Raw genomic sequence first — 26,357 nt, 5'->3', positions numbered from 1 at the left:
ACCCCCGCCGGACCATGAGCCGTCCCGTCAGAGGGGATACGTGCGGGCGACCGCCAGCATCTCGGAGCTGTGCGATCCGACCACGCCGACGGCCGGCGGCCGGGGCCGGAAGCCGGGCAGCGCGTCCAGCCCGTCACTGGCGTCCATCGCCCGCAGCGCCACCTGCGCGGCGATCGGCCGCAGCGTCAACGTGACCTCGACGCCCTCCGCCGGCGGGGCGTGGAAGACCAGTCCGAAGCCCCACCTGCCCGCGCGGGGCTCCACCGGCACCTGACGGCCGGCCACCTCGGCGCGCAACACGGTGGCGGTCGCCGTGTCGACGTGCAGGGTGGCGAGCCGGACCGCCCGCTGCGGGGTGAGCCGCAGCCGCAGCGTGCGCTCACCGCCGGCGCTGGTGTCGGCGAGCACATCGAGCTTCGGCGCCGGCAGGTTCGCCGCCTGCGCCGGGCCGGCCCGCAGCTCACCGTCGCCCAGGCCGGGGAAGTCGTCCGCAACGCTGGCCACCCCGTCCACGTAGCCGTCCGTCCACGGCTGTGGGTCGCTCTCGCGGCTCAGCCAGCGGGCCTGCCCGGTTCCCGCTTCCAGGGCGTACATCAGGTGGGTGGGCGCGGGGTGGGCGGCGTCGAAGCGGTCCACGGCCAGCCCGACCCCGGCGAGCACCACCGCCGCCAGGGCGGCGGCCCCGGCCGGCAGCACCGCGAGTCGTCGGGCCCGCAGCGCCACCAGGCCGCGCTGCCCGCCGGCCTGCGGGTGCAGCAGGTCGACCACCGGCAGCGCGGCCAGGCCGAGCAGCACCGCGACCAGCGCGGCCACCCCACCCATCGCCATGCCCAACGCGGGGAAGAGCAGCACCACTGTCGGCAGCAGGATCACCACGCCGACCGTGGCGGCGGCCGTCACCGCCACCACCGGCCACGGCCCGGTCTGCCGGGTCCGCAGCGCGACCAGCCCGCCGAGGGCGCCGGCCAGGGCCGGCAGAGTGGTGAGGTACGCCCCGCCGGGCACCGCCACGGCGAGCAGCACCCCGAGCAGCGCCAGCCAGGCCAGCCCGCCGACGGCGAGCGCGGCCGGGCCGATCCGGCGGCGGACCAGCGCATACCAGGTGAACAGGATGGCGGCGGCGAGCGCCAGCACGGCCAACCGGTACCAGATCGGCCGGTACGGGTCGAGCAGTTCCGCGTACCCCGGACGGATCGCGGTGATCGCCAGCCAGAGCAGTTGGGCGGCGACGGGCGCGACCACGATCGGCACGAGAGCGAGGCCGAAGCCGGCGGCCAACCGTCCGGTGCTGGCCCGGCCGCTGCGGCGGGTCAGCCAGCCCAGCGCCGCGACCGCGAGCACCGCGAGCACTGCCAGCGGCAGGACGAGCCAGCCGGGGTAGCGGACCAGCCCGCCCGGAACGGGAAAGTAGGTGGCGTCGTACCCGGAGCGCAGGTCGGTGAGGTCGGTGCGGCCGAACTCCCGGGCCAGGCCCAGCGCGTTGTCCCCGTGCTGCTGAAGGCTGCTCCGGTCCATCGCGGCCGGGGTGTCCAGCGGCGTGTGGTAGATCGCGCCGCCGTCGATGTAAGCCGAGTTCAGCCCGACGAACTTCTGGTCCAGGAAGGCGGTGAAGTCGGTGTCGTTGGGCAGCGCCCGGTAGATCTCCACCGCGAACGAGGTGCCGACCGGGTGCGGGGCGGCCCGGCCGAAGACGTCCACCAGCTTCGCGTTGTTCTTCGACGTCTCGAACATGATCACCGGACCGGTGGAGCCACGCGCCTCGAGGTTGAGCACCACGCCGCCGTCGGCGGCGAGCGGGTGGCTCGCGGCGAACGCCGCCGCGCCGCAGAGACACGCCTCCTCGGCGTCGGTCAGCACGAAGACGATGTCGTTGCGGGGTCGGGGGCCGGTGCTCAGCGCGCGGGCCACCTCCAGGATGGCCGAGGTGCCGGCCGCGTCGTCGTTGCCGCCGGGCCCGGTCTGCACCGAGTCGTAGTGGGCGACCAGGAACACCCGTCCCGTCGGGTCGGTGCCGGGCAGTCGGGCCACGACGTTGCGCACCCGGGCCACCGTCGCCCCGCCGGCCGCCCCACTGAGCTGACCGGCCTCTGGCGCGACGGTGTCCTGCACCGCCGTCTCCAGGCCCAGGCCGCGCAACTGCTGCTCGACGTGCGCGCGAACCTGGTCGTTGGCCGGGCTCCCGGCGACGTGCGACCGGGCCGCGATCACCTGGACGTCCTCGTACGCCCGGGTGGCGCTGAACTCGCCGGCCGGCGCGTCCGCCGGCCTCGGCGTCGGGGTGCGCAGGTCGAGCAGACTGCCGGCGCCGACGGCCGCCAGCGCGACAAGCGCCGCCGCGGCGGCCAGCAGCCGCCGGCGCGGTCGGGTCAGCGCACGGCCGGCCGGGGGTACGCCCGGATTCGGCCGGAGCGGTACGCCCGCCGTGACGGGGGTGGGGGGTGCGCCCATCCGAACTCCTCGAAGGTGGTGGGGCCTGGGGTGGCACTATCCTGCCCTCCGGTGGCCGGGGACGGGATGGCCGGGCGTCCACCGATCTCCCGCCCGTCGGCGGGGTCGCTCGGCCACCCGGGCACCGACCGGCTGCCCGGTTTGTCCCACGGCGGGCAGTGATCCGGCCCATCCCCGCCCGTGCCGCGCCCATCGTGTTGTGTGCGACCGTTGTCTAATACAGGATCAGCAGGGCACTCGGAAGGAGCCCGACATCACCAGCGAACTCCCGCGTCTCGCGGCGGTGACCCGGCCGCACCGGGGAGGCGGCCTGGCCGCGTCCCCCGTTGTGCCGTACCCGCACGGTGGCCTGTCGCGGCACGGCAACGTGCCGCCCGGCGAGCGGTTGCGGGTGCTGCTGGTGGAGGACGACGAAGGCGACGCCTTCCTGGTCGGTGAGCTGCTCGCCGAGACGAACTCGATGATCGACCTGGTGGTCGCGACCAGCCTCAGCGAGGCGCGGCAGCGGATCACCGGCGTGGACTGCGTGCTGCTCGACCTGGGTCTGCCCGACGCGCAGGGGCTCGACGGGCTGCGCCAGGTGCTGGAGATGTCCAGCGGGGCCGCCGTCTGCGTGCTGACCGGCCGCTCGGACGAGCACCTGGGCATCGTGGCGGTCGCCGAGGGCGCACAGGACTACCTGGTCAAGGGTCAGGTCGACGGGGTGCTGCTGACGCGGGCCCTGCGTTACGCGGTCGAGCGTAAGCGCGCCGACGTGAACGCCCGCCGGCTCCGTGAGGTCGAGTTGCGTCAGGCCGAGTCGGCGCGACTCGAACGCGGCCTGCTGCCCCAACCGCTGATGACCACCGACCAGGTGGCGGTGCACACCTTCTACCGGCCGGGTCGGCACGCCGCGCTGATCGGCGGGGACTTCTTCGACGTGGTGCAGACCCGTCCGGACCGTCTCGACCTGATCGTCGGGGACGTCTGCGGGCACGGGGTGGACGAGGCCGCGCTCGGTGTGGAACTGCGGGTGGCGTGGCGGGCCCTGGTGCTCGCCGGGGTGCCGGACGACGAGGTGCTGCCCGCACTGGAGCAGGTGCTGATGAGTGAGCGCCGACTTCAGGAGATCTTCGCGACGGTGGCCACCACCCGACTCGACCTGGACGCCAATCGGGCCACCGTCCGACTCGCCGGGCATCCGCCGCCGCTGCTGCTCTCCGGTGGCCGGGTCGTCCCGGTGCCCGCGCCCGGCGGCCTGCTGCTGGGCGTACGACCTCGCCGGCCGATCGCTTACGACCTGGAGTTCGACACCGATGACTGGTCCCTGTTGATGTACACCGATGGCCTGATCGAGGGGCGGGTGGGCGCCGGCAACGAACGGCTCGACGTGCCGGGCCTGAGTGGGCTGCTCGACGAGCCGGCCAACCGGGAGGTGTCGCTGCCCGAGCTGCCGGCCTGGCTGGTCGGTCGGGCCGAGCAGATCAACGGCGGCCCGCTCGCCGACGACGTGGCCATGCTGCTGGTCAGCCGGGGTGGTGGCCGGTGAAGCCGGTGAGCGGCGGCTGGAGTCTGCGCCGCCGGGTCATCACGCTGCTCACCATCGTGGGCGTGCTGCTGATCGGCCTGGCCACCGCGGAGGCGGCGATGGCCGCCCGCAACCGCACCCAGATCGACGCCATCCTGAACCAGACCGGCCCGCTGCGGGTGCAGTCGCAGGAACTGCTGAACGCGGTGCTCGACCAGGAGACGGCGGTTCGCGGGTACGCGGTCAGCGGTGACCCGGCCGACCTGGGTCCGTACCAGGCTGGGCTCGACCAGGAGAAGGCCACCATCGCCGCGATGCGAGGGCTGCTCGACGACTACCCGCAGATCGGCCAGGAGCTGCGGGTCGTCGAGGAGACGGCCGAGCAGTGGCGCGAGAGCGTGGCCGAGCCGGTCATCGCCACTACCGAACAGGATGGCACCCGCGCCGGCCAGGCGTTGGTCACCGAGCAGGCACGGCAGCGGTTCGACGAGGTGCGTTCGGCGGTCGGCGACCTCCAGGAGGAGATCCTGGCCGCCCGCGAGAAGTCCGCCGCGAACGTCCGCAACAGCAGCAACCTGCTGGTCCTCCTGTTGATCATCGCGGCCCTGGTGGTGGTCGTGGCCGGCGCGGTGCTGCTGCTCTCGCTGGACCGGATGGTGATCCGGCCGCTGACCGGGCTGGCCACCCAGGTCCGCGAGGTCGCCGAGGGCGACTACCAGCACCGCATCGCCACCGTCGGCCCACCGGAGTTCATCCGGCTCGGCGACGACGTGGACGCGATGCGCCAGAAGATCGCCTCCGACCTGGCCGAGGTGCGCGAGGCCCGCGAGCGCATCGAGTGGGTCAACAGCCAGCTCCAGAAGCAGGCCGAGGAGCTCACCCGGTCCAACCGTGACCTGGAGCAGTTCGCGTACGTGGCCTCGCACGACCTGCAGGAGCCGCTGCGCAAGGTGGCCAGCTTCTGCCAGCTGCTCCAGCGCCGCTACGCCGGGCAGCTCGACGAGCGGGCCGACCAGTACATCGCCTTCGCGGTGGACGGCGCGCAGCGGATGCAGCGCCTGATCAACGACCTGCTCGCGTTCTCCCGGATCGGCCGGCTCACCACAGGCTTCGTCGACGTCGACCTCAACAAGGTGATGGGCGACGTGGCCGGCCAGACCGAGGCGGCCCGGCAGTACGCCGACGCCGAGCTGACCTGGACCGAGCTGCCGGTGATCCGTGGCGAGGAGCCGCTGCTCACCAACCTGCTGGCCAACCTGGTCAGCAACTCGATCAAGTTCCGCCGTCCCGACGCGCCGGCGAAGGTGCACATCTCGGCTCGGCTGCTCGGGGCCGAGTGGGAGATCAGCTGCCAGGACAACGGCATCGGCATCGAGCCGGAGTTCGCCGACAAGATCTTCGTGATCTTCCAGCGGTTGCACTCGAAGGACGCGTACCCGGGCACCGGCATCGGGTTGGCGATCGTCAAGAAGATCGTGGAATATCACGGCGGCCGGGTCTGGGTGGACACCGACGTACCGGAGGGCACTGCCATCCGGTTCACCCTCCCGGCACGCCCCCAGGACGTGGAGGCGGCTGCCGCCGCCGACCCCGCCGAGCAGCCGCAGCCGGCGACGGCGGAGGGCACGACGCCCGCGGACGAGGCGTCGTCCGCGCTGCCGGAGCATTCCGCCGGGGCGGACCAGCCGGACCGGGCCGACGGGCCGCCGGAAAGCGGTAGAACGGGTGACATGAGGGAGACGGTGGGATGACCGCGCCGGCGGATGGCAAGAGCCCGATCGAGGTCCTGCTCGTGGAGGACGATCCGGGTGACGTGTTGATGACCCAGGAGGCGTTCGAGGAGCACAAGCTGCGCAACCGGCTGACCGTCGTCTCCGACGGCGCCGAGGCGCTCGCCTACCTGCGCCGGGAGGGGCAGTACGCCGACGCGGTGGCGCCCGACCTGATCCTGCTCGACCTCAACCTGCCCCGCCGCGACGGCCGGGAGGTGCTTGAGGAGATCAAGAAGGACGACGAGCTGCGCCGGATCCCGGTGGTCGTGCTCACCACCTCCCAGGCCGACGAGGACATCCTGCGCAGTTACCAGCTGCACGCCAACGCCTACGTGACCAAGCCGGTGGACTTCGAGCGCTTCATCTCCGTGGTCCGGCAGATCGACGAGTTCTTCGTCAGCGTGGTCAAGCTGCCGCCTCGTGGCTGACACCCTGCTCGACGACGTCGGTGACCTGCTCGTGGAGGCCGCCGACCAGGTCGTGCTGCCGCTGTTCCGCAAGCTCGACGACGCCGACGTGTCGGAGAAGGCGCCCGGCGAGGTGGTCACCGTCGCCGACCGCCGCGCCGAAGAGTTGATCTCCGCTGGGCTGCACAGGCTGCGGCCGGGCTCGACTGTCGTGGGTGAGGAGGGCGTCGCCGACGATCCGGGGCTGCTGCGGCACCTGCGCGACAGCGGGGACGTGTGGCTGGTCGACCCGGTCGACGGCACCGCCAACTTCGCCGCCGGCCGCAGACCGTTCGCCCTGATGGTGGCCCTGCTGACCGACGGCCGCCCGACCGCCGGGTGGATTCTCGACCCGCTGGCCGGGACGCTGGCCGCCGGTCGGGTCGACGAGGGCACCCTGCTCAACGGCCAGCCGGTCGACGCCGCCGACGCGGTGCCGCCACTGGGCGAGCTGCGTGGCGCGGCGATGACGCGGTTCCTGCCGGCGGAGGCCCGCGACCGAGTCCGCGCCGGCGGTCGGCGGCTCGGCGAGCTGCTGCCCGGCCAGCACTGTGCCGGCCGGGAATACCTGGACATCCTCACCGGCGAGCAGCAGTTCACCCTCTTCTGGCGCACCCTGCCGTGGGACCACGCGCCGGGTGTCCTGCTGGTCCGCGCCGCGGGTGGTGTGGCCCGCCGGTTCGACGGCGTCGACTACCACCCGGCCGACGAGGGCCGAGGGCTGCTCGTCGCTGCCAACGAACAGGTCTGGACCGAGGTGCACGACGCCCTGCTCGGCTCCTGATCCGCCCTGCGCTACGAGGGCAGCACGCTGCGTCGACACTGGGGCCGGCGGGCGGTCACGGGGCTGGTCACCGGCGCGCGTTCCGGTATCGTGACCGGCGGTCTCCGCCAGCAGGCCGCCGACCGGCGCCGGCGGGGACGCCGCCGCGCAGAGTTCACCGGGGGCCGGCGGTCGACGGAAGGACGCTGTCGTGCCCAGGACCAGGCTCAGTCAGCGGCGCGTTCGCCGCGTACTGCTCCCTCTGCTCGCCGCCGTGGCGCTGGTGCTCGCGGGCGGGTTGCCCGCGTACGCGGAGCCCGGTGAGGGCGGCACCAAGAAGTTGCAGGACGCGCTGGAGTTGACCGCCAAGGGTCACATCGAGGCCAAGGCCAAGCTGGACAACTCCAAGCGCCGCCAGACGGCGTTGACCGGCGAGTTGAAGGCCGTCGAGGTTCGGCTGGTCGGGCTCACCGCCCAGGTCGGCGAGGTGGCCGCGCAGTCGTACCGGGCGGGTCGGCTCACCCCGACGGCGATGCTGCTCAACACCGCCACGCCGCAGGCGTTCCTGCAACGCGCCGCCGACCTCGACCTGATGGCCCAGCGGGACAGCAAGCGGCTGCGTGATCTCACCGAGGCGAAGCAGCAGGCCCAGCAGGCCAAGATCGCCATCGACACCGAGGTCCGCGAGCAGCAGAAGCAGCTCGCCGTGATGGCGAAGAAGAAGAAGGAGGCCGAGGCGGCTCTCGCCGAGGTCAGCTCGGGCAGCAGCAACGGTTTCAGCGGCGGCAGCTCCACGTCCGCGAAGCCCGCGCCGCGCAACTCCGACGGGTCCTGGCCGTCGGAGTCCTGCTCGGTGAAGGACCCGACGACCTCGGGTTGCATCACCCCGCGCACCCTCAACGCCCTGAAGCAGACCCAGGCCGCCGGCTACAAGCGGTACGTCTCCTGCAAGCGTGAGGGCGGCGGCGGCGAACACCCGAAGGGGCGGGCCTGCGACTTCTCGGCCGCCGCGGGCGGCTTCGAGGACAAGAACGCGACAGGCGGCGACAAGGCGTACGGGGACAGCCTGGCCGCCTGGCACGTGCGCAACGCCGACCGACTGGGTGTGCTCTACGTGATCTGGTACCGGCAGATCTGGCATCCGGGCACCGGGTGGCGGTCGTACAGCGGTAGCGGCAGCCCGGCCGCCAGCCACACGAACCATGTTCATCTCTCGATGTACTGACCCGGGACGCCCGCTTCGCTGCGTACCATCGCGACGATGAGCTCCCCATCGTCCGACGTCGCGACCACGCCGGTTTCCTCGGACCCGTCCGTGCCGGTCACCGGCCGGGCGCTGCCGGGCGGCCTGGCCGCCTTCCTGGTCTTCTTCGCAAGCGGCGCCGTTCTGGTGCTGGAGACTGTCGCGCTGCGACTGGTCGGCCCGTACGTCGGGGTGACCCTCCAGGTGACCAGCTCGGTCATCGGCATCGCGCTGGCCGCGATCGCGTACGGGGCGTGGGCCGGCGGCTGGCTCGCCGACCGGCGTGACCCGCGCGGACTGCTGGCGCCCGCGCTGGTGCTGGCCGGCATCGCCACCGCCGTGACCCTGCCCGTGGTGCGCTACGCCGGGGAGGTCCTGCGGGGCGGGGCGGCCAGCGCCATCCTGCTGCTGGTGGCGCTCGCCGTGTTCGTGCCGGCGGCGCTGTTGGCCGCGGTCACCCCGCTGGTGGTCAAGCTCCAACTCGCCGACCTGCGTCGTACCGGTCAGGTGGTCGGCCGGCTCTCCGGCATCGGCACCCTGGGCGGGATCACCGCCACCCTGCTCACCGGGTTCGTGCTGGTCGCCGCCCTGCCCAGCACCGTCATCCTGCTGTCGTTGGCGGTGGCGCTCGGGCTGGCCGGCATCGGCCTGGGGTGGTATCTGCGGCGGCAGGCGGGCACCGACCTGCCCGGTCCGGCCCGTACCCGGGCCGCGCTGGCCGTGCTCGGCCTGCTCGGGGCGGGACTGTCCACCGTCGCGCCGAACCCGTGCGACATCGAGACCGCGTACCACTGCGCCCGGGTCACCACGGACCCGCACCGGCCCAGCGGCCGGACGCTGCTGCTCAACTCGGCCCAGCACTCGTACGTCGACCTGGCCGACCCGAAGCACCTGGAGTACGCGTACACCAAGTGGATCGGCGCGGCCGCCGACGTGGTCGCGCCGGCCGGGCAGCGGTTGGACGCGCTGCACCTGGGCGGCGGCGGGTTCACCGTGCCGACGTACCTGAGCGCCACCCGACCGGGCACCGACAACGTGGTGTTCGAGATCGACGGCGGGCTCGTCGAGCTGGGCGAGCGGGAACTGGGCGTACGCCCGGGGCCGGGCCTGCGGACGGTGGTGGGCGACGCCCGGATGCTCGTCGCCGGCGAACCGGCGGACAGCCGCGACCTGGTCGTCGGCGACGCGTTCGGCCACCTGGTGGTGCCCTGGCACCTGTCGACCCGGGAGATGGCCGCCGAGATCCGGCGGGTGACCCGCCCCGGCGGCGTGTACGTGCAGAACGTCATCGACTACCCGCCGCTGCGGTTCATCCGCGCCGAACTGGCCACGGTGGCCGCCGAGTTCACCCACGTCGCGTTGATCGCCCCACCGGAGGCGCTCGCCGAGGAACGGGGCAGCAACTTTCTCATCGTCGGCTCCGACGCGCCACTGCCGCTGGCCGCCGTCCGCGCCCGCCTCGACGAGGTCGACCGGAGCGTCAGTCTGCTCTCCGGCACGGATCTCACGGATTTCGTCGGCGAGGCGATGGTGCTGACCGACGACTACGCCCCGGTGGACCAACTGCTGGCGACCGCCTGAACGGGTGATATTCCTGACCGATTCCGATCCTTCAGGTGTAGCCCGTTCTCCTGCGGGCAACATCGGCCACCATGGGCGGTGGGGACCGGAACGGTGCGCAACTCCTCGATGAGCGGTACCGGCTCATCGAGCAGCTCGGCGCGGGCGGCATGTCCGTGGTCTGGCGCGGTTACGACGAGGTGCTGGGTCGCCAGGTCGCGGTGAAGGTGCTGGCCTCGCGGCTGGCCAGCGACCGGGCCTTCCGGCACCGGATCCGCGTCGAGGCGCAGGCCGCCGCGCGGCTCTGCCACCCCAACATCACCAACGTGTACGACTACGGCGAGTCCCACCAGGTCGGCCTCACCGTGCCGTACGTGGTGATGGAGCTTGTCGACGGCGGTTCGCTGGCCGGTCGACTGGGCCGGGAGATGCGGCTGCCGTGGCGGGAGGCGGTGACCATCGGCGCGGAGGTCAGCTCGGCGCTGGCCACCGCGCACGCTCGTGGGGTCGTGCACCGCGACGTCACCCCGGGCAACGTCATGCTCACCTCGACCGGGGTGAAGGTGGTCGACTTCGGTATCTCCGCGCTGGTCGGGGAGAGCGAGAAGGGGCCGGACGGCGCGCTCCTCGGCACGCCCGCGTACCTCGCGCCGGAGCGGCTGGACAACGGCCAGGTCTCCCCGGCCACCGACGTGTACGCCGTGGGGCTGCTGCTCTACCGGATGCTCACCGGCCGGCTGCCCTGGGAGGCGAACACGACCACGCAGATGCTGCGTGCGCACATGTACAGCGACCCGGACCCGATGCCGGCGGTGCCCGGGCTGCCCGACGCGGTGACCGACCTGGTGCGGCGCTGCCTGGCCAAGCGCCCCGCCGACCGGCCGAGCACCGCCGAGCTGGCCCGCACCCTGGCCGAGGCGGCCGGCATGCTGGCGGCGGTGCCGGTGTCACCGGCCGGCGGTCCGCTGGATCCCGCCGCGCTGGCCAACGCCGGCACCACGATCCTGCCCTGGTCGGCCGAGACGGACGCGCTGCCGCTGTCGCGTACCCGGCGCAGCCGCGACCGACGGGTGAGCCGGCGGCGGCGGGTGGAGGCCGGGGTGGCAGCCGTCGGGCTCATCGCGGTCACCGGGGCGATGTGGGGCTTCACCTCCCGCAGCCCGGCCAGCGGCGAGGACCGGCCCACCACCGAGGCGCGGATGGGCCTGCCCGAGCCGGCGCCCTGCGAGGTGGCGTACGCGCTGCGCACCGACTCCGGCAAGGACTTCACCGCCGAGCTCACCCTTACCAACACCGGTGACCACGAGCTGCGGGACTGGACGATGAACTTCACGTTCCCCGGGCAGCAGACGGTGACGAAGGCGGAGCCCGCCCCGGTGCAGCAGCAGGGCGGCACTGTGCAGATCCGACCCGCGGCACAGCGGACGACTCTGGCGCCGGGCGCGGCCGAGAAGCTCACCCTCGCCGGGACGTACAGCGGGGCCAATCCGCTGCCGGTGGAGTTCCGGCTCGGTGACGCCACCTGCGGCGTACGCGTCTCCGGGGTGGCCGGGACGACCCCGTCCACGGCCCCGCCGGCCAAGCCGGCCCCGACGAAGGCGCCGACCAGGAAGACGACGAAGACCACCACGAAGGTCGCTCCCAAGGCGCCGGCGCCGAAAGCACCGCAGAAGGAGAAGGCGAAGCCGCCGAAGCCCGCGACCGCGAAGGGGCCGGGTGGTCCGGGAAAAGGGTGAAGGTGCCTAAGGGGCACGCTCGTCACCCGCGGTGAGGCGTCAGCGTCGCCCCGCGAACCGCTGCACCTGGTCGATCCCACCCTCCACGACCAGCACCCCGCCCTGCGGCAGTTCGGTGTCGTCCGAGGCGTACCGGAAGCGTTCACCCGGCACCTTCGCGCCGATCACCCGGACCCCGTAGCGCTCCTCCGGGCGCAGGTCGAGCAGGGTGCGACCGGCCAGCGACTGCGGCACGCGGACGGTGGCGATCGCGAAGTCGTCGTCGAACTCGATGAAGTCGAGCAGCCGGCTGACGATCAGGTGGGCCACCCGGTCCCCGGTCTCGGCCTCCGGAAAGATCACGTGGTGCGCGCCCACCGACGACAGGATCTTGGCGTGCTTCTGCGAGGTGGCGCGGGCCCAGATCTGCGGCAGACCCAGCTCGACCAGCGCCAGCACGGTGAGCACGCTCGCCTCCACCGAGGCCCCGATGGCCACCACGGCCCGGTCGAAGCTGGTGACGCCGAGCTGCCGCAGGGCGCCCTCCTCGGTCGCGTCCGCCTGGACCACCCGGTCAAGTTGGGTCGAGAAGCGCTGCACCTGATCCGGGTCGCGGTCGATGGCCAGCACCTCACGGTCCATCCGGGTGAGAGCGCCAGCCAGGTGGCACCCGAACCGGCCCAGCCCGATCACCACGATGCCGCTGCCGTCCGATCGTCTCGCCGACACCTCGACCCTCCTTCTCGTCAGCCGACAATTGGTTGTTCCTGGGGATAGCGGTAGAGCCTGCGGCGGGTGTTCAGCGCGATCGCCGACCCGAGGGTGAGCGGCCCGACCCGGCCGATGAACATCAGCACCGTCAACACCACCTGGCCGCTGGCCGGCAGCTCGCTGGCCAGGCCGATGGTCAGCCCGGTGGTGCTGAACGCGGAGGTGACCTCGAACAGGGCGGCGATGAACCGCACGCCCTCGGTGAGCAGCAACAGCAGCATCGTTCCGGCGGTGACCAGCGCGACGCTGATCAGGGCCACGGTGACGGCCTGCCGCTGACTGGCGGTGGCCACCCGGCGGTGCCCGACCGTCACGTCGGGCTCGCCGCGCAGCTCCGCCCAAATGGTGAACGCCAGCAGGAAGAACGTGGACACCTTGATGCCACCGGCCGTGCTGGCGCTACCGCCGCCGATGAACATCAACACGATCAGCAGCGGGTAGCTCTCCTCCTGCAGGTCCTGGATGTTCAGCACGCTGAAACCACCGGTGCGGCTCAACGCGATCTGGGTGAACGACGCGAGCACCTTGCCCTCGGCGTCGTACAGGCCGATGGTGCTGACGTTGGTCCACTCGGCGGCGAGCAGGCCGGCGACCCCGAGCAGCACCAACGCCACGCTGCCCCAGATGGTCAGCTTGGTGGCCACCGCCCAACGCGCCGGCCGGCGCCACTCGCGTACGGCCTCGAACAGGGCCGGGAACCCGAGCCCGCCGACGATGGCACCGAACGCCAGCGGCAGCGACACCCACGGATCGCGGTCGAACGCCAGCAGCCCGTCCGAGTAGAGCGCGAATCCGCCGTTGTTGAACGCCTGGATGGCATGGAACACGCCGGACCAGAGGGCCCGACCGGGTGTGTAGTCGTACGCCCACCAGAGCCGGCCGGCGACCAGCGCGGTCATCACCGCCTCACACGCGAAGACGGTCACCGCGATCCGGCGCAGCAGCCGGGCCACGTCACCGACCCCGAACTCCGCCGTCTCGGCCTGCACCAGCAGCCGGTTGCGCAGCCCGAGCTGGCGCGAGACGACGAGGATGACAAGCGCCGCGACGGTGAGGATGCCCAGGCCGCCGAGCTGGGTGAGCAGGGTGATCACCACCAGACCCCCGCCGGACCAGTAGTTGGGGGTGTCGGTGACGGCCATGCCGGTGACGGACACCGCCGAGGTGGCGGTGAACAGGGCGGTGACCAGGGGCGGACGTTGGTGCTGGACGGTCGACCAGCGCGTCAGCAGCAGCGCGGTGCCGAGCATGATCGGCACCAGGAACCCCAGCGGCACCAGCCGCACGGGGTTGCGGAGTAACCGGCGCACCAGACAATCTTCCTTTTCCGGGTGGCCGCCCGAGTGGGAACGCCCATTCCGGAGATTCACCTGCCGGCCAGTCATCGACCAACTCCCGGTCAATCGCGGGCGGTCTGCTGTCTGCGACAACCCTCGATGACAGGAGACGGCGTTGCGACGTACCCTCTCGATCTTCGGCGTGGCCGGCGCGCTGCTCGCCGCCGCCGTGGCCGTGCCCACCATGGCCGCCGCCGACCCCTCGACCGGGGCGGACCGCGTTCGAGGCACCGACCGGCCGATCGTCATCGGTCACCGGGGCGCCAGCGGCTACCGTCCGGAGCACACCCTGGAGGCGTACCGGCTGGCGATCCGGATGGGCGCCGACTACGTCGAGCCGGACCTGGTGTCCACCTCCGACGGTGTCCTGGTCGCCCGGCACGAGAACGAGATCTCCGGCACCACCGACGTGTCGACGCACCCGGAGTTCGCCGCCCGCAAGGCGACGAAGACCATCGACGGTGTCGCCGTTACCGGCTGGTTCACCGAGGACTTCACCCTGGCCGAGCTCAAGACGCTGCGGGCCAAGGAGCGGCTGCCGCAGGTCCGCGTGGCGAACACCGCCTTCGACGGCCGCTTCGAGGTACCCACCCTCCAGGAGGTCATCGACCTCGCTCGCACCGAGGGGCGGGCACGGGGCCGCACCATCGGCATCTACCCGGAGACCAAGCACCCGAGCTACTTCACGTCGATCGGCCTGCCGCTGGAGGAGCCGCTGCTCGCGGTGCTGCGGCGGAACAAACTGGACCGGAAGAACTCGCCGGTCTTCATCCAGTCGTTCGAGACGGCCAACCTGCGCCGGCTGAGCCGGATGACCGACGTGAAGCTCGTCCAGCTGCTCGACGCGACAGGCCGCCCGTACGACTTCACCGTCGCCGGCGACACCCGCAGCTACCAGGACCTCGCCACGGCGGCCGGCCTGAAGTGGATCGCCGGCTATGCCGACGGCATCGGGGCGAACAAGAACCTGATCGTGCCCCGCGACGCCGCCGGCAAGCTGCTCGCCCCGACGAACGTGGTGCGCGACGCGCACCGCGAGCGGCTGCTCGTGCACGCCTGGACGTTCCGCGCGGAGAACCAGTTCCTCCCCGTGGACTTCCGGATCGGCACCGACCCGAACGCGCGCGGCGACATCACGTCCGAGTACGAACTCTTCCTCGGCCTGGGTCTGGACGGCGTGTTCAGCGACCACCCGGACACCGCCGTCGCCGCCCGCGCAGGCCTCTGACCCAGTCCGAGCCGCGAGACCACCCGCAAGATCGTGCTCGATCCAGGATGTAGTGGCCTCGCCGCGCCCCGGAGGCCACTACATCCATGATCGAGCACGATCTCGACGGGGCGAAGCGCGGCACGAGACGGCAACATCAGGGAAATTGCTGTCTCGGGGCCGGCGGAGGCAGCAACATCAGGGAAGTTGCGACGATCTTCGCCTGCTCGACCATCGAGGGGCGGCGGGTCGGCGGCGGTGCCCGCAGCCGGCGGACCACGGCGGCCTGCGGCTGACGGCGGATGGCGGATAGCGGATGGCTCAGGGCGACACACCCGTCGATCCATTTGCGGCGCTTGCGGCCATCGGGAGGCCGGCGCGGAGGGTGGTAGTGCGGTCCGCTGTTACCCCGGGCCACCCCCTTCCGGTTACTTGTGTGTTTCCGCCACATAGCCCGTGGGTGACGTCACTTCTAGCGTGAGCCGACAACACAGCATCCTGTCCTCACCTGGAGTCGCGATGACGGTCCGGCACACGCGGCGGGCGTTCCTCTCCGCCGCCACGATGATGGCTGCGGCGCTCGCCGCAACGGCCTGCGGTAGCCCGCAGGACACCGCCACCGGCGGCGGCGACAACGCCGCCCCGGTCAAGGTCGGCCTGGTGTACTCCCAGTCGGGAGCCCTGGCCAGCTACGGAAAGCAGTACGTCGAGGGGTTCAAGGCGGGGCTGGACTTCGCCACCAAGGGCACCGGCAAGGTGGGTGACCGGAAGATCGAGCTGACCGAGGTCGACGACGCCGGTGACCCGGCCAAGGCGGTCTCCGCCGCGAAGGACCTGATCGGCAAGGGTACGAAGATCATTGCCGGCTCGACCGCGTCCGGTGTGGCGCTCCAGGTCGCGCCGATCGCGGCGCAGAACAAGGTTCTCTTCATCTCCGGCCCGGCCGCGACCGACGCGGTGACCGGGGCCAACAAGTACACGTTCCGTTCGGGCCGGCAGTCCTACCAGGACGTGGTGACCGCCAAGTCGTTCATCGGCGACCCGGCCGGCAAGAAGGTGGTGGTCTTCGCCCAGGACGGCGCGTTCGGCGACGCCAACGAGGCGGCCGTCAAGGCGGTCATCGGTAGCGCGGGCGCCACCGTGAGCAGCGTCCGGGCCCCGGCCAGCGCCACCGAGTTCACGCCGTTCGCCAGCCAGATCAAGGCCGCCAAGCCGGATCTGCTCTTCGTGGCCTGGGCCGGCACGACCGCACCGGCCATGTGGCAGACGCTCGACCAGCAGGGAGTGCTCTCCTCCACCACTGTCGTCACCGGGCTGGACATCCGGGCCTCCTGGCCGACCTTCGGCGCGGCCGGCGCGAAGATCTCCTTCCTGTCGCACTACTTCGACGGTGCGTCCGACACCGAGGCCAGCAAGGCCCTCAAGGCGAAGGTCAGCACCATCGACCTGTTCCACCCGGACGGCTTCGCCGCCGCCCAGATGGTGGTCCGCGCCGCGCAGGAGGGTGGGGACGACGTCGACAAGATGGTCACCGCGCTGGAGGGCTGGAGCTTCGACGGGGTCAAGGGCAAGATGACCATCCGGGCCGCCGACCACGCGCTGCTCCAGCCGATGTTCCAGGCCAAGCTGACCGGCAGCGGCACCGCCTTCACGGCGACCGCGCAGAAGAGCCTCACCGGTGACGAGACCGCGCCGCCGGCCGTGGCGATGAAGGGCTGAGAAATGCTCGCCACCCGCGGTCTGACCTGGCGGATCGGTGAGGTCGCCATCGTCGACAGCGTCTACCTCGATCTGGCGCCCGGGGAGTTCCTGGGCGTGATCGGGCCGAACGGCGCCGGCAAGACGTCACTGTTCAACCTGATCACCGGCCTGCGCCGGGCCACTGAGGGTCGGATCACCCTGGACGGGCAGGACATCGGTGGGCTTGCGCCGCACCGGCGGGCCCGCCTCGGTCTGGGCCGTACCTTCCAGGCGTCGTCGGTCTTCGGCTCGCTCAGCGTGCGGGAGAACGTCCGGCTCGCCGTGCAGGCGCACCGCGGGGGCTCGATGGCGCTGTGGCGGCGGGCGGCGGCCGACCGGGAGGTCGCCGCCGCCGCCGACGCGGCGCTCGACCGGGTCGGCCTCGCCCACCGGGGTACGGCGCTGGCCGGCACCCTGGCGCACGGCGAGAAGCGCAAGCTGGAGATTGCTCTGCTGCTCGCCGGTGAACCGCGGGTGATGCTGCTCGACGAGCCGATGGCCGGCGTCAGCGCCGAGGACGTGCCCGAACTGGTCGCCGTCATCAAGTCGTTGACCGGGGACAGCGGCCGGGCGGTGCTGATGGTCGAACACCACATGGACGTGATCCTGGAGCTGGCCGACCGGATCGCCGTCATGCACCACGGCGCGCTGCTGGCCTGCGACACCCCGGAGACGGTGATGGCCAACCCCACGGTGCAAGAGGCGTATCTCGGGGAGTCGCTCTGATGGAACCGATTCTCACCGTGGAGGACCTGTCGGTCCGGATCTCCGGGCTGCACATCCTCCAGGGCGTGTCCTTCACCGTCGCCCCGACCGGGGTGACAGTCCTGCTCGGCCGCAACGGGGTCGGCAAGACCACCACGTTGCGCGCGATCGTCGGTCTCACCCCGCCCGCCGGCGAGGTCCGCGGCACGATCCGGATGGGCGCGCAGAGTCTGCTGGCCCGGCCCACGCACCGGCTGGTCCGCGGTGGGCTCGGCTACGTGCCCGAGGACCGCTGCGTGTTCGCCGGCCTCACCGTCGCGGAGAACCTGCGGCTCGCCGAGCGGCGGGGCACCACTCCGGCGTACGACAAGGTCTTCGCGCTCTTTCCGGAGCTGGACCGGCGCGGACGCCAACGGGCGGGTTCGCTCTCCGGCGGGCAGCAGCAGATGCTCGCGATCGGGCGGGTGCTGCTCAACGACAACCGGCTGCTGCTGGTCGACGAGCCGACCAAGGGGTTGGCGCCGAAGGTGGTGACCGAGGTGGCCGAGGTGTTGGAACGGGTCGCGGAGTCGGTGCCGGTGCTGCTCGTGGAGCAGAACCTGGCGGTCGTACGCCGGCTGGCCCGCGACGCGGTGGTGCTCTCCGCCGGCCGGGTCGCCTGGACCGGCAACGCGCAGGACCTGCTGCTGGAGACCGCGCTGACGAAGTCGCTGCTGGGTGTGGGCGCGGAGGTCAGGGCATGAGCACGGTGATCCTGTTGACGTTGACCGGGCTGGGCCTGGCGGCGCTGTACTTCCTGGTCGCGTCCGGCCTGTCCCTGGTCTTCGGCCTGGCCGACGTGCTCAACTTCGCGCACGGGCTGTTCCTGGGCGTCGGCGCGTACGGCACCTGGTGGGCGGCGGGCAACCTGCCGGGCGCCGGCCCGGACGGGTTCGGCTTCGTGTTCGCTGTCGCCTTCGGGGTGGCCGCCGGCACACTGGTGGCGATCCTGGTCGAGCTGGTGCTGATCCGCCCGCTCTACTCGCGCACCATCGAGCAGGTGCTGGTCACCGTCGGGCTGTCGCTGGCCGGGGTGGCGCTGCTCCAGGCCACCTGGGGTGCGGACGCCCGACCGTTCCCGCGCCCCGACTGGACCCGGCAGGTGACCGGGATCCTCGGCGCGCAGGTGCCCAACGGTGGCCTGCTGCTGATCGTCGCGGCGGTGCTGGTGCTCGGCGCGATCCTGGCGTTCCTGCGCTGGACCCGCTATGGCCTGGTGATCCGGGCCGGAGTGGAGAACCGGGAGATGGTCACCGCGCTCGGCATCGACGTGCGCAAGGCGTTCACCCTGGTCTTCGCGATCGGCGGGGCCGCTGCCGCGCTCGCCGGCGCGCTCGGCGGCGTCTACTTCGGCACCGTCTCGCCCGGACAGGGCGGCTCGCTGCTGATCTTCGCGTTCATCGTGGTGGTGATCGGCGGGATGGGCTCGGTGGTCGGCTCCGCGTACGCGGCGGTCGTGGTCGGGCTGGTGCAGCAGTTCGTCAACTACTACGGCACGTCCGGGCTGGGCGACATCTGCGTGGTCGGCCTGCTGGCCGTGGTGCTGCTGCTGCGCCCGCAGGGCATCGCCGGAAAGGTGGCAACGGCATGACGGTGATCGACGCGCCTCCCGCGCAGGTACCCGACGAACTGACCCCGCAGCGAGGGCGGTGGCACCGGGTCCGCCCGTTCCTGCCACTGGTCGCGCTGGTCGTGATGGCGATCCTGCCGTACTCGACGATCTCCCTGCCGGGGATCTTCGAGGGGCCGGTCAACTCGCCCGGCACCCTGCAACTGCTCGCCATCTGCCTGATCTTCGGCGGGCTGGCGGCCGGGTACGACCTGCTCTTCGGCCGGACCGGGATGCTCTCCTTCGGGCACGCGCTGTACTTCGCCGCAGGTGTCTACGGCACCGACATCCTCGTCACCCGGGCCGGACTGCCGCTGTGGCAGGCGGCGCTGCTGACCGTCACCGGCGGCACGATCCTCGCCGCGCTGCTCGGCGCGGTGGCGCTGCGGACCGTGGGCATCGCGTTCGCCATGGTCACCCTGGCCTTCGCGCAGGTCGGCGCGATCCTGGTGGCCCGGGACTTCGGTGGGCTGACCGGCGGCGAGGAGGGTCTGCCGCTGGACGTGTCCGGGCTGCCCGCCGGGCTGGTGGGGGTGACCAACACGGTCAACCTGTACTGGTTGGCGTTGGCGTACCTGACCCTTGTGGTGTTCGTCGTGCACCGGGTCAGCGGGTCGCCGACCGGGCGGGTGCTCGCCGGGCTGCGCGACGACGAGCGGCGGATCGGTGTGCTCGGGCTGGACCCGTACCGCTACAAGCTGGTGGCGTTCACCCTGGCCGGCGGGCTGGCCTCGGCGGGTGGGGTGGTCTACGTCCTGATCGTCGGCGGTGCGTCACCGCACATCACGTCCTCCGAGCTGACCCTGTCGCTGCTGGTCATGGTGGTGCTCGGCGGGCCGGGCACCCGGTGGGGGCCGGTGCTCGGCGGCGTCCTCTACATGTACCTGGACCACCGGCTCACCGCGTTCGGCACGAGCGACGCGGTCGACAACCTGCCGGCCGTCCTCAGCCACCCGCTGAGCCAGCCCCTGTTCGTCCTGGGCACGGTCTTCATCCTGGCCGTGTACTTCTTCCCCGGAGGCATGACCAGCCTCGCCCCCCGCCTAACCGCCCTGACCAGATCCCTCCGCCCGTCCCCCCGCCGGTGAACCCACCCCGTTGATCATGAAGTTATTGCCACGACACGCCGTCGCGGGTGGCGATAACTTCATGATCGACAGGGTGCGTCACAGGGCGGCGGCCCCCCGTGTGGCCGCCGCCCTCTGTGTCGTTGATCAGCCGTTCAGCAGCTCGTACGCCCCCGCAGGCGCCTTCGTTGCGGCGGCGCCGGTCGGCGCGCTGATCTTCGGCGCGCTGCCGTAGTCGGCGTACTTCACGACGTAGTCGTACGCCTTCGCCTTGCCGGCTGCCGGCATCTTCAACGTCAGCGAGGCCAGGTGCTTGTCCGCGCCGACGACAGCGGTGAACGGCACCTTCTTGGCGGCCTCCCCGAGGGCCGCCGCCTCGCCCTCCTCCAGCGCCTTCGCCGCCTCCGTGTCGCTCACGTCGATGAACCCGGCGTACTGACCGGGGCTCTTCTCCTCGACCGAGGTGGCGGCCTGGATCAGCGGACCGGCGTTGCCCTGGTCCACGCCGTCGTACGTCGGGATGCTCGCGGCGTCGGTCAGCTTCGTGGGGTCGAGCTTCATCCACTTGTCGGGGAACTTCGGCAGTCCGGGACGGCCGCTGAACTTCGCCTTCACCCAGTTCTGGTCCTCGATCACCAGGAACGACATCTTCACCACGATGCCGTCGTCGGGCGGCATGACCATGTTGAGTTCGAATGCCTTCGCCGCCGGGTCGATCCGGCCGTCGATAGTGCTCGACGCGTCCTTGCCGCTGAACCGGAACGCCCCCTCGGTGCCGTCCGGGACGGCGTCGAGGAGCGCCTCCTTCGGGCTGACGCTCGGGCTGGCGGACGGGCTGCTCGGTGGCGCCGCGGCCGGTTCGCTCTTCGACCCGCAACCCGCGAGCAGGGTGGTCGAGGCCAGCACGGCGGCGGCCGTGAAGACCGTCCGTCGGATGGTGCCGGCGGTGCCCGTTGCCTGTGTCATCGCACTTCTCTTTCTCGCTGCCTGGCTTCTGCCGACGACGATGCTGCCGGCCGGCACGGCGGTTCGGCTGCCGATATGCTGCCGTCCGGCTGCCGGGCACTGCCGTCCGGCTGTCCCGGGGGTGTCAGGAGCGGAAACTCGCATGTCAGGCCAACTGCGTTTCGAGATTCTCGGGCCTCAGCGGGCCTGGTACGCCGACCGGGAGATCGACCTCGGTCCGGGCAAGCAGCGCGCGGTGCTCGCCGTACTGCTGCTCTCCGCCGGTCGCCCGGTGTCCACGGGGCAGATCGTCGACGCGGTCTGGCCGGAGGAGCCACCCGCGAACGGCCCCAACGTCGTGCAGAAGTACGTGGCCGGACTGCGTCGGGTGCTGGAACCGGACCGGTCGCCGCGTACGCCGGGACAGGTGCTCAGCCTGACCGACGCCGGCTATCTGCTGCGGGTGAACCCCGAGGCGGTGGACGCGGTCCGCTTCGAACGGGGCGTGCAGGCGGCCCGGCAGCGGCATGCGGCCGGGAGTACCGAGCAGGCGCTGAGTGAGCTGGCCACCGCCCTGGACCTGTGGCAGGGGGAGCCGTTCACCGGCTTCACCGGACCGATCTTCGAGGCGGCCCGGCAGCGGCTGGTGGAGTTGCGGGCCGTCGCGTTGGAGACCCGGGCTGAGCTGACGCTGGACCTCGGCCGGCACCGCGAGACGGTCGGCGAGCTGGTGGAGCTGGTGGCCGAGTTCCCGGTCCGGGAACGGCTGCGACACCAGCTCATGCTCGCGCTCTATCGCAGCGGGCGGCAGGCGGAGGCGCTCGCCGCCTACCGGGAGTTCGGCGACCTGCTCCGCGAGGAGTACGGCATCGAGCCGGGCGAGGTGTTGCAGGAACTCCACCGGCGCATCCTGCGCTCCGATCCGACCCTGTCGGTGGCGAAGCCCTCCACCGAACCGGAGACACCGCCGCCGGTGGCCGCCACGACGCCCGACCCGGAGACACCGCGGCCGGTGGTCGCCACGGCGCCCGAACCGGAGACACCGCGGCCGGTGGTCGCACCCGCCGGTCTCATCCCCACCCAACCGGGACCGGCGGCGCCGGCCGTCGTGTCAGCGCCGCCCCCGTTCTCGCCGCCGCCGCCCCTGCCGCCGCCTCCGTACTCGCCGCCCCCGGCGAGCGGCACGAAACCTCCGCGGCGGCAGGCGCCGCGCTGGGCGAGCAGGACCGTCACGATCCTCGGTACGGTGCTCGTCCTGCTCTCGTTCGGTTGCCTGACCTGGCTGGTGATCCTGGCCTACGCGGGTTGGCGCCGGAGCTGGCGCCTCGCGGTCGCGGGCGTGGGCTACCTCGCGCTGCTCGTCGTCGAGGTGACGATGCTCGACATCGAGAATCCGGACGCCGAGGTGCCCGGGCCGGAGGCGGTGACCTTCCTCGGCCTGGCCCTCATCACCTGGCTCGCCGGGGCGGTGCATGTGGTCCTGCTCAGCCGTGGACTCTGGGAGGCGATCACCGGCAGACCGGACAGCGCCCGGGGTCGCGCCGACGAGGAGCGGCGCATCCGGCGGGAGCACGCCCGCTACCTGCTCTACCACTACCCGGCCGCCCGGGCCGAGCTGGGACTTGGCCGGCCCGACCTACCCGGCACCTTCGACGACGGTGGACTGGTCGACGTCAACGCGGTCCCGGAGCAGGTGCTCACGGCCCTGCCCGGCCTGACGAGCGAGCAGGGCCGGCAGATCGTGGTGGACCGCTGGCTGCGCGGCCCGTACGCCTCGATGGAAGAGCTTGCGGCGCGCTGCCTGCTGCCTCCGAGTGCGACCGAGCCCCTGCGCGACCTGTTGCTCTTCCTGCCCCCGGCGTCCCGACCCGACGAGGCGCGAACGCGCGGATCGTGACCGGCGCCTCCCGCGCGGCCCGGGGTTCTGACGGACGGCGCTGGTAGAAATGCCGGATGGGCGACGAACGGGCGGCGGTACGGGAGCGGGCCGAGGCGGTGCTGCGCCGGCTGGCCGGTGAGCACGCCCGACTGCGCGAGGATCAGTGGCGGGCCATCGAGGCGTTGGTCGTCGACCGGCGGCGGGTGCTCTGCGTGCAGCGCACCGGTTGGGGCAAGTCCGCCGTCTACTTCGTGGCCACCGCCCTGCTGCGCGACAGTGGGCAGGGCGACCAGGCCGGCCCCACCGTCATCGTGTCGCCGCTGCTGGCGCTCATGCGCAACCAGGTGGAGGCCGCCGCGCGGGCCGGCATCCGGGCTCGCACGATCAACTCGGCCAACCTCGACGAGTGGGACGAGATCACCGCCGAGATCCAGGCCGGTGCCGTGGATGTGCTGTTGATCAGCCCGGAGCGGCTCAACAACCCGGACTTCCGCGACGGCGTGCTGCCGAAGCTGGCCGCGACCACCGGGCTGCTGGTGGTCGACGAGGCGCACTGCGTCTCCGACTGGGGGCACGACTTCCGGCCGGACTACCGGCGGCTGCGCACCTTCCTCGCCAACCTGCCGGAGCGCACGCCCGTGCTGGCCACCACCGCCACCGCCAACGCCCGGGTCACCCAGGACGTGGCCGAGCAGTTGGGTGACGCGCTCGTCCTGCGCGGCACGCTGGACCGCGAGTCGCTGCGGCTCGGCGTCCTCGATCTGCCCAGCCCGTCGCACCGGCTGGCCTGGCTCGCCGACCACCTGGACGAGCTGCCCGGGTCCGGCATCGTCTACACGCTCACCGTCGCGGCAGCGGGGGAGACGGCCGAGTTCCTGCGCTCCCGGGGCTATCCGGTCGCCTCGTACAGCGGGCAGTCCGACGACGCCGACCGGCGGGCCGCCGAACAGGACCTGCTCGACAACAAGATCAAGGCGTTGGTCGCCACCAGCGCCCTCGGCATGGGCTTCGACAAGCCCGACCTGGGCTTCGTCGTTCACCTCGGCGCACCACCCTCGCCGATCGCGTACTACCAGCAGGTCGGCCGCGCCGGCCGCGCCGTCGAGCACGCCGAGGTGCTGCTGCTGCCCGGCGTCGAGGACGCCGCGATCTGGCGGTACTTCGCCTCGTTGGCGTTCCCGCCCGACCAGCAGGTCCGGGCCGTGCTGGCCGCCCTGCACACCGACCGTCCGCTCTCCACCCAGGCCCTCGAACCCCTCGTCGACCTGCGCCGGGCCCGCCTGGAGTTGATGCTCAAGGTCCTCGACGTGGACGGCGCGGTCCGTCGGGTGCGCGGTGGCTGGCTCGCCACCGGCGAGCCGTGGGTCTATGACGAGGCCCGGTTGCGCCGCGTCGCCGAGGCGCGCACCGTCGAGCAACAGGCCATGCGGGAGTACGCGACCACGTCCGACTGCCGAATGCGGTATCTACGGGAACGCCTGGACGACACCGAGGCGACCGACTGCGGCCGGTGCGACAGGTGCGCTGACCCGCTCTTCGCCGCCGACGTGTCGACGGCGGCGCTCGCCGCAGCGCAGACCTTCCTGGGTCGCCCCGGCGTGGAGATCGCCCCGAAGAAGCTCTGGCCGACCGGGCTGGACGCGGTGGGCGTACCGCTCAAGGGCCGGATCGCCCCCGCGGAGCAGGCGCTGCCCGGCCGTGCCGTCGGGCGCCTCTCCGACCTGGGCTGGGGTGGCCGGCTGCGGGAGTTGGTCGGCCCGGAGGCGCCCGACGTGCCGGTGCCCGACGACGTCGCCGGCGCTGTGGTCGAGGTGCTCAAGGCGTGGGCGCACGGCGACGACCCGTGGCCCCGCCGCCCGGTGGGCGTGGTCGCGGTGGGCTCCCGCCGGCGGCCCCGGCTGGTCGGCTCGCTGGCCGAGCGGATCGCCGCCGTGGGCCGGCTGCCACTGCTCGGCGCGGTCACCCCGACCGGTCCGGACGGCCCCGGCGGGCCGCGTGGCAACAGCGCTCAGCGGGTACGCGCCCTGCACGACGCCTTCGCCGTGCCGGCCGACCTGGCCGACGCCCTGGCCGCGCTGGAGGGGCCGGTGCTGCTCGTCGACGACCTGGTCGACTCCGGTTGGACGATGACCATGGTGACCCGCGCGCTGCGGCGGGCCGGTGCTCCCGACGTGCTCCCGCTCGCTCTGGCCGTGGCCGGCTGAGCCGCCGTTCGCGATCGCGGAGGTCCGTGGACGGCTGCGGGGCGGAAAGTTCCCGGGTCGCGCGGATTGCGACGGTCGCCACGCCGCCCCGGCGTCGGCCAGGGCTGGCCGGGCGCGGCGGTACGGTGGCGGCATGACCGATCAGCAGCACGTGACCCGCGCGTACGCCGTCACCGGCATGACCTGCGAGCACTGCGTGCGTGCGGTCACCGACGAGCTGTCGGCGCTGCCCGGTGTGCGGCAGGTCCAGGTCGACCTGGCCTCCGGCACCGCCACGGTGACCAGCGACAGCCCGCTGCCCGACGAGTCGGTGCGGGCGGCCGTCGACGAGGCCGGTTACGTGCTGGACGCTGGCGGTGCCTGAGCAGGCCCCCGCCGCGCCGGACCGGAGCACGGTCCGGCTGGCGCTCGTGGTCGGCGGGCTGGTGCTCGCCGTGCTGCTCGGGTTCGGCCTCGGTCGCATGAACGGCACCGCCACCACCGGCGGCGGCAGCCCCGCGGCGCTGACCGCCGACCACACCCACCCGCCGGGCACCGGGGCCCACGACCACGGGTCCATGACCGGCGCGGACCAGGGCGCGGCCGCCGAGCCCGGCGGTCTGTCGGTCAGCTCGGCCGGATACACGCTCGTCCCGCTGGCCACCGAGTTTCCGGCCGGCCGCCCCGGGCAGTTGCGCTTTCAGGTGCGCGACGTGCAACGCCGCCCGGTCACCCGCTTCGCCGTCGTGCACGACAAGCCGATGCACCTCATCGTGGTCCGTCGGGACCTGACGGGCTACCAGCATCTGCACCCGACCATGGCGGCGGACGGCACCTGGACGGTGCCGGTGACCCTCGCGCAGCCCGGCGTCTGGCGGGCGTATGCCGACTTCACCGTGGTTGCCGACAACGGCGGCCAGAGCGCGCTGACCCTCGGCGTGGACCTGGTCGTGCCGGGCACGTACGAGCCGCGTCCGCTGCCCGCCCCGGCGACCTCGACGACTGTGGACGGGTTCACCGTCGCCTACCAGGGCAGCCCGCAGGTCGGTGTCACGGTGCCGCTGACCTTCCGGATCGACGGCACGAACGGCGACGCGGTGCTGGAGCGCTACCTCGGGGCGTACGGTCACCTGGTGGCGCTGCGCGAGGGCGACCTGGGCTACCTGCACGTGCACCCCGAACCGGAGCTGGCCGACGGCCAGGTGAAGTTCTGGCTGACCACCCCGGGCCCGGGCCGTTACCGCCTCTACCTCGACTTCCAGGTAGCCGACAAGGTCCACACCGCCGAGTTCACCGTAACGGTCCCCTGACCCCCCGGCCCCGCCCCCGCACGGCCCCCCACCTCACGTGGTTGATCATGAAGTTATTGCCACTCGCGCCGGCGTGTCGCGGCAATAACTTCATGATCAACCCGTGGTTGG

Annotated in this window: 22 protein-coding genes; 18 read left to right on the top strand and 4 right to left on the bottom strand. The window is 72.3% G+C overall.

What is annotated here, in order from left to right:
* Positions 1–27 precede the first annotated feature (27 nt).
* Positions 28–2,448, bottom strand: a complete 2,421-nt coding sequence (locus ACLQ27_RS10100) for a M28 family peptidase (protein WP_425866449.1) — start codon at positions 2,446–2,448, stop codon at positions 28–30.
* Between the two features lie 328 nt (positions 2,449–2,776).
* On the opposite strand from ACLQ27_RS10100, the gene ACLQ27_RS10095 reads away from it, so the two are divergent.
* The 7 genes from ACLQ27_RS10095 to ACLQ27_RS10065 all read left to right on the top strand — a co-directional run bounded on the left by ACLQ27_RS10095 (position 2,777) and on the right by ACLQ27_RS10065 (position 11,475).
* Positions 2,777–3,976, top strand: coding sequence for a PP2C family protein-serine/threonine phosphatase (locus ACLQ27_RS10095; protein WP_357494609.1), 1,200 nt, complete (start codon positions 2,777–2,779; stop codon positions 3,974–3,976).
* Positions 3,973–5,706, top strand: coding sequence for a sensor histidine kinase (locus ACLQ27_RS10090; protein ID WP_425866447.1), 1,734 nt, complete (start codon positions 3,973–3,975; stop codon positions 5,704–5,706). Before ACLQ27_RS10095 ends, ACLQ27_RS10090 begins: the two co-directional genes overlap by 4 nt.
* Positions 5,703–6,155 carry a response regulator gene (locus tag ACLQ27_RS10085; RefSeq protein WP_234582416.1) on the top strand — a complete coding sequence of 151 codons (453 nt, stop codon included), beginning with the start codon at positions 5,703–5,705 and terminating at the stop codon, positions 6,153–6,155. The genes ACLQ27_RS10090 and ACLQ27_RS10085 overlap by 4 nt, the downstream gene beginning before the upstream one ends.
* Positions 6,148–6,957: an inositol monophosphatase family protein gene (locus tag ACLQ27_RS10080; RefSeq protein WP_425866445.1), complete on the top strand. Its 810-nt coding sequence runs from the start codon at positions 6,148–6,150 to the stop codon at positions 6,955–6,957. The genes ACLQ27_RS10085 and ACLQ27_RS10080 overlap by 8 nt, the downstream gene beginning before the upstream one ends.
* A 190-nt stretch (positions 6,958–7,147) precedes the next feature.
* Positions 7,148–8,161, top strand: coding sequence for a coiled-coil domain-containing protein (locus tag ACLQ27_RS10075; protein ID WP_234582418.1), 1,014 nt, complete (start codon positions 7,148–7,150; stop codon positions 8,159–8,161).
* A gap of 36 nt (positions 8,162–8,197) precedes the next feature.
* Positions 8,198–9,760: a fused MFS/spermidine synthase gene (locus ACLQ27_RS10070; protein WP_357494604.1), complete on the top strand. Its 1,563-nt coding sequence runs from the start codon at positions 8,198–8,200 to the stop codon at positions 9,758–9,760.
* A 71-nt stretch (positions 9,761–9,831) separates the two neighbouring features.
* A complete protein-coding gene (locus tag ACLQ27_RS10065; protein WP_357494602.1) occupies positions 9,832–11,475 on the top strand; it encodes a serine/threonine-protein kinase in 1,644 nt (547 codons plus the stop codon).
* Positions 11,476–11,514: 39 nt separating this feature from the next.
* On the opposite strand, the gene ACLQ27_RS10060 is transcribed toward ACLQ27_RS10065, so the two are convergent.
* Together ACLQ27_RS10060 and ACLQ27_RS10055 are read right to left on the bottom strand one after the other, a co-directional pair.
* A complete protein-coding gene (locus tag ACLQ27_RS10060) occupies positions 11,515–12,183 on the bottom strand; it encodes a potassium channel family protein (RefSeq protein WP_357494600.1) in 669 nt (222 codons plus the stop codon).
* A gap of 17 nt (positions 12,184–12,200) precedes the next feature.
* Complete coding sequence (locus ACLQ27_RS10055) at positions 12,201–13,535, bottom strand: TrkH family potassium uptake protein (RefSeq protein WP_357494598.1); 1,335 nt, start codon at positions 13,533–13,535, stop codon at positions 12,201–12,203.
* Positions 13,536–13,677: 142 nt separating this feature from the next.
* Here ACLQ27_RS10055 and ACLQ27_RS10050 point away from each other — a divergent pair, with 142 nt between their 5' ends.
* The 7 genes from ACLQ27_RS10050 (at position 13,678) to ACLQ27_RS10020 (ending at position 19,950) form a co-directional block, all read left to right on the top strand.
* Positions 13,678–14,790 carry a glycerophosphodiester phosphodiesterase gene (locus tag ACLQ27_RS10050; RefSeq protein WP_357494596.1) on the top strand — a complete coding sequence of 371 codons (1,113 nt, stop codon included), beginning with the start codon at positions 13,678–13,680 and terminating at the stop codon, positions 14,788–14,790.
* Positions 14,791–14,876: 86 nt separating this feature from the next.
* Entirely contained in the window at positions 14,877–15,065 is a 189-nt protein-coding gene (locus ACLQ27_RS10045) for a hypothetical protein (protein ID WP_425866441.1), read from the top strand.
* Between the two features lie 223 nt (positions 15,066–15,288).
* Positions 15,289–16,488 (top strand): substrate-binding domain-containing protein, encoded by a 1,200-nt coding sequence (locus ACLQ27_RS10040; RefSeq protein ID WP_234582424.1) that lies wholly within the window; start codon positions 15,289–15,291, stop codon positions 16,486–16,488.
* Positions 16,489–16,491: 3 nt separating this feature from the next.
* Entirely contained in the window at positions 16,492–17,235 is a 744-nt protein-coding gene (locus ACLQ27_RS10035; protein WP_139586386.1) for an ABC transporter ATP-binding protein, read from the top strand.
* Positions 17,235–17,957: an ABC transporter ATP-binding protein gene (locus ACLQ27_RS10030; protein ID WP_234582437.1), complete on the top strand. Its 723-nt coding sequence runs from the start codon at positions 17,235–17,237 to the stop codon at positions 17,955–17,957. The genes ACLQ27_RS10035 and ACLQ27_RS10030 overlap by 1 nt, the downstream gene beginning before the upstream one ends.
* Positions 17,954–18,844 carry a branched-chain amino acid ABC transporter permease gene (locus tag ACLQ27_RS10025; RefSeq protein ID WP_234582425.1) on the top strand — a complete coding sequence of 297 codons (891 nt, stop codon included), beginning with the start codon at positions 17,954–17,956 and terminating at the stop codon, positions 18,842–18,844. The genes ACLQ27_RS10030 and ACLQ27_RS10025 overlap by 4 nt, the downstream gene beginning before the upstream one ends.
* Positions 18,841–19,950 (top strand): branched-chain amino acid ABC transporter permease, encoded by a 1,110-nt coding sequence (locus ACLQ27_RS10020; RefSeq protein WP_357494593.1) that lies wholly within the window; start codon positions 18,841–18,843, stop codon positions 19,948–19,950. Before ACLQ27_RS10025 ends, ACLQ27_RS10020 begins: the two co-directional genes overlap by 4 nt.
* Positions 19,951–20,076: 126 nt before the next feature.
* Here ACLQ27_RS10020 and ACLQ27_RS10015 read toward each other — a convergent pair whose 3' ends face one another.
* Positions 20,077–20,895, bottom strand: a complete 819-nt coding sequence (locus ACLQ27_RS10015) for a hypothetical protein (RefSeq protein ID WP_357494589.1) — start codon at positions 20,893–20,895, stop codon at positions 20,077–20,079.
* A 142-nt stretch (positions 20,896–21,037) separates the two neighbouring features.
* On the opposite strand from ACLQ27_RS10015, the gene ACLQ27_RS10010 reads away from it, so the two are divergent.
* From ACLQ27_RS10010 to ACLQ27_RS09995, 4 genes are all read left to right on the top strand, one after another.
* On the top strand, positions 21,038–22,771 hold the full coding sequence (locus ACLQ27_RS10010) for a BTAD domain-containing putative transcriptional regulator (protein WP_357576012.1): 1,734 nt from the start codon (positions 21,038–21,040) through the stop codon (positions 22,769–22,771).
* A 56-nt stretch (positions 22,772–22,827) separates the two neighbouring features.
* Positions 22,828–24,957, top strand: coding sequence for a RecQ family ATP-dependent DNA helicase (locus tag ACLQ27_RS10005; protein WP_357576013.1), 2,130 nt, complete (start codon positions 22,828–22,830; stop codon positions 24,955–24,957).
* A 133-nt stretch (positions 24,958–25,090) separates the two neighbouring features.
* Positions 25,091–25,321, top strand: a complete 231-nt coding sequence (locus ACLQ27_RS10000; protein WP_234591564.1) for a heavy-metal-associated domain-containing protein — start codon at positions 25,091–25,093, stop codon at positions 25,319–25,321.
* Positions 25,314–26,246 (top strand): hypothetical protein, encoded by a 933-nt coding sequence (locus tag ACLQ27_RS09995; RefSeq protein ID WP_425866436.1) that lies wholly within the window; start codon positions 25,314–25,316, stop codon positions 26,244–26,246. The genes ACLQ27_RS10000 and ACLQ27_RS09995 overlap by 8 nt, the downstream gene beginning before the upstream one ends.
* Positions 26,247–26,357: the final 111 nt, after the last annotated feature.

It is taken from the genome of Micromonospora sp. DT63, assembly GCF_049841615.1.
Taxonomy (GTDB): Bacteria; Actinomycetota; Actinomycetes; order Mycobacteriales; family Micromonosporaceae; genus Micromonospora.
This window is presented reverse-complemented; position numbering and strand designations above follow the sequence as displayed.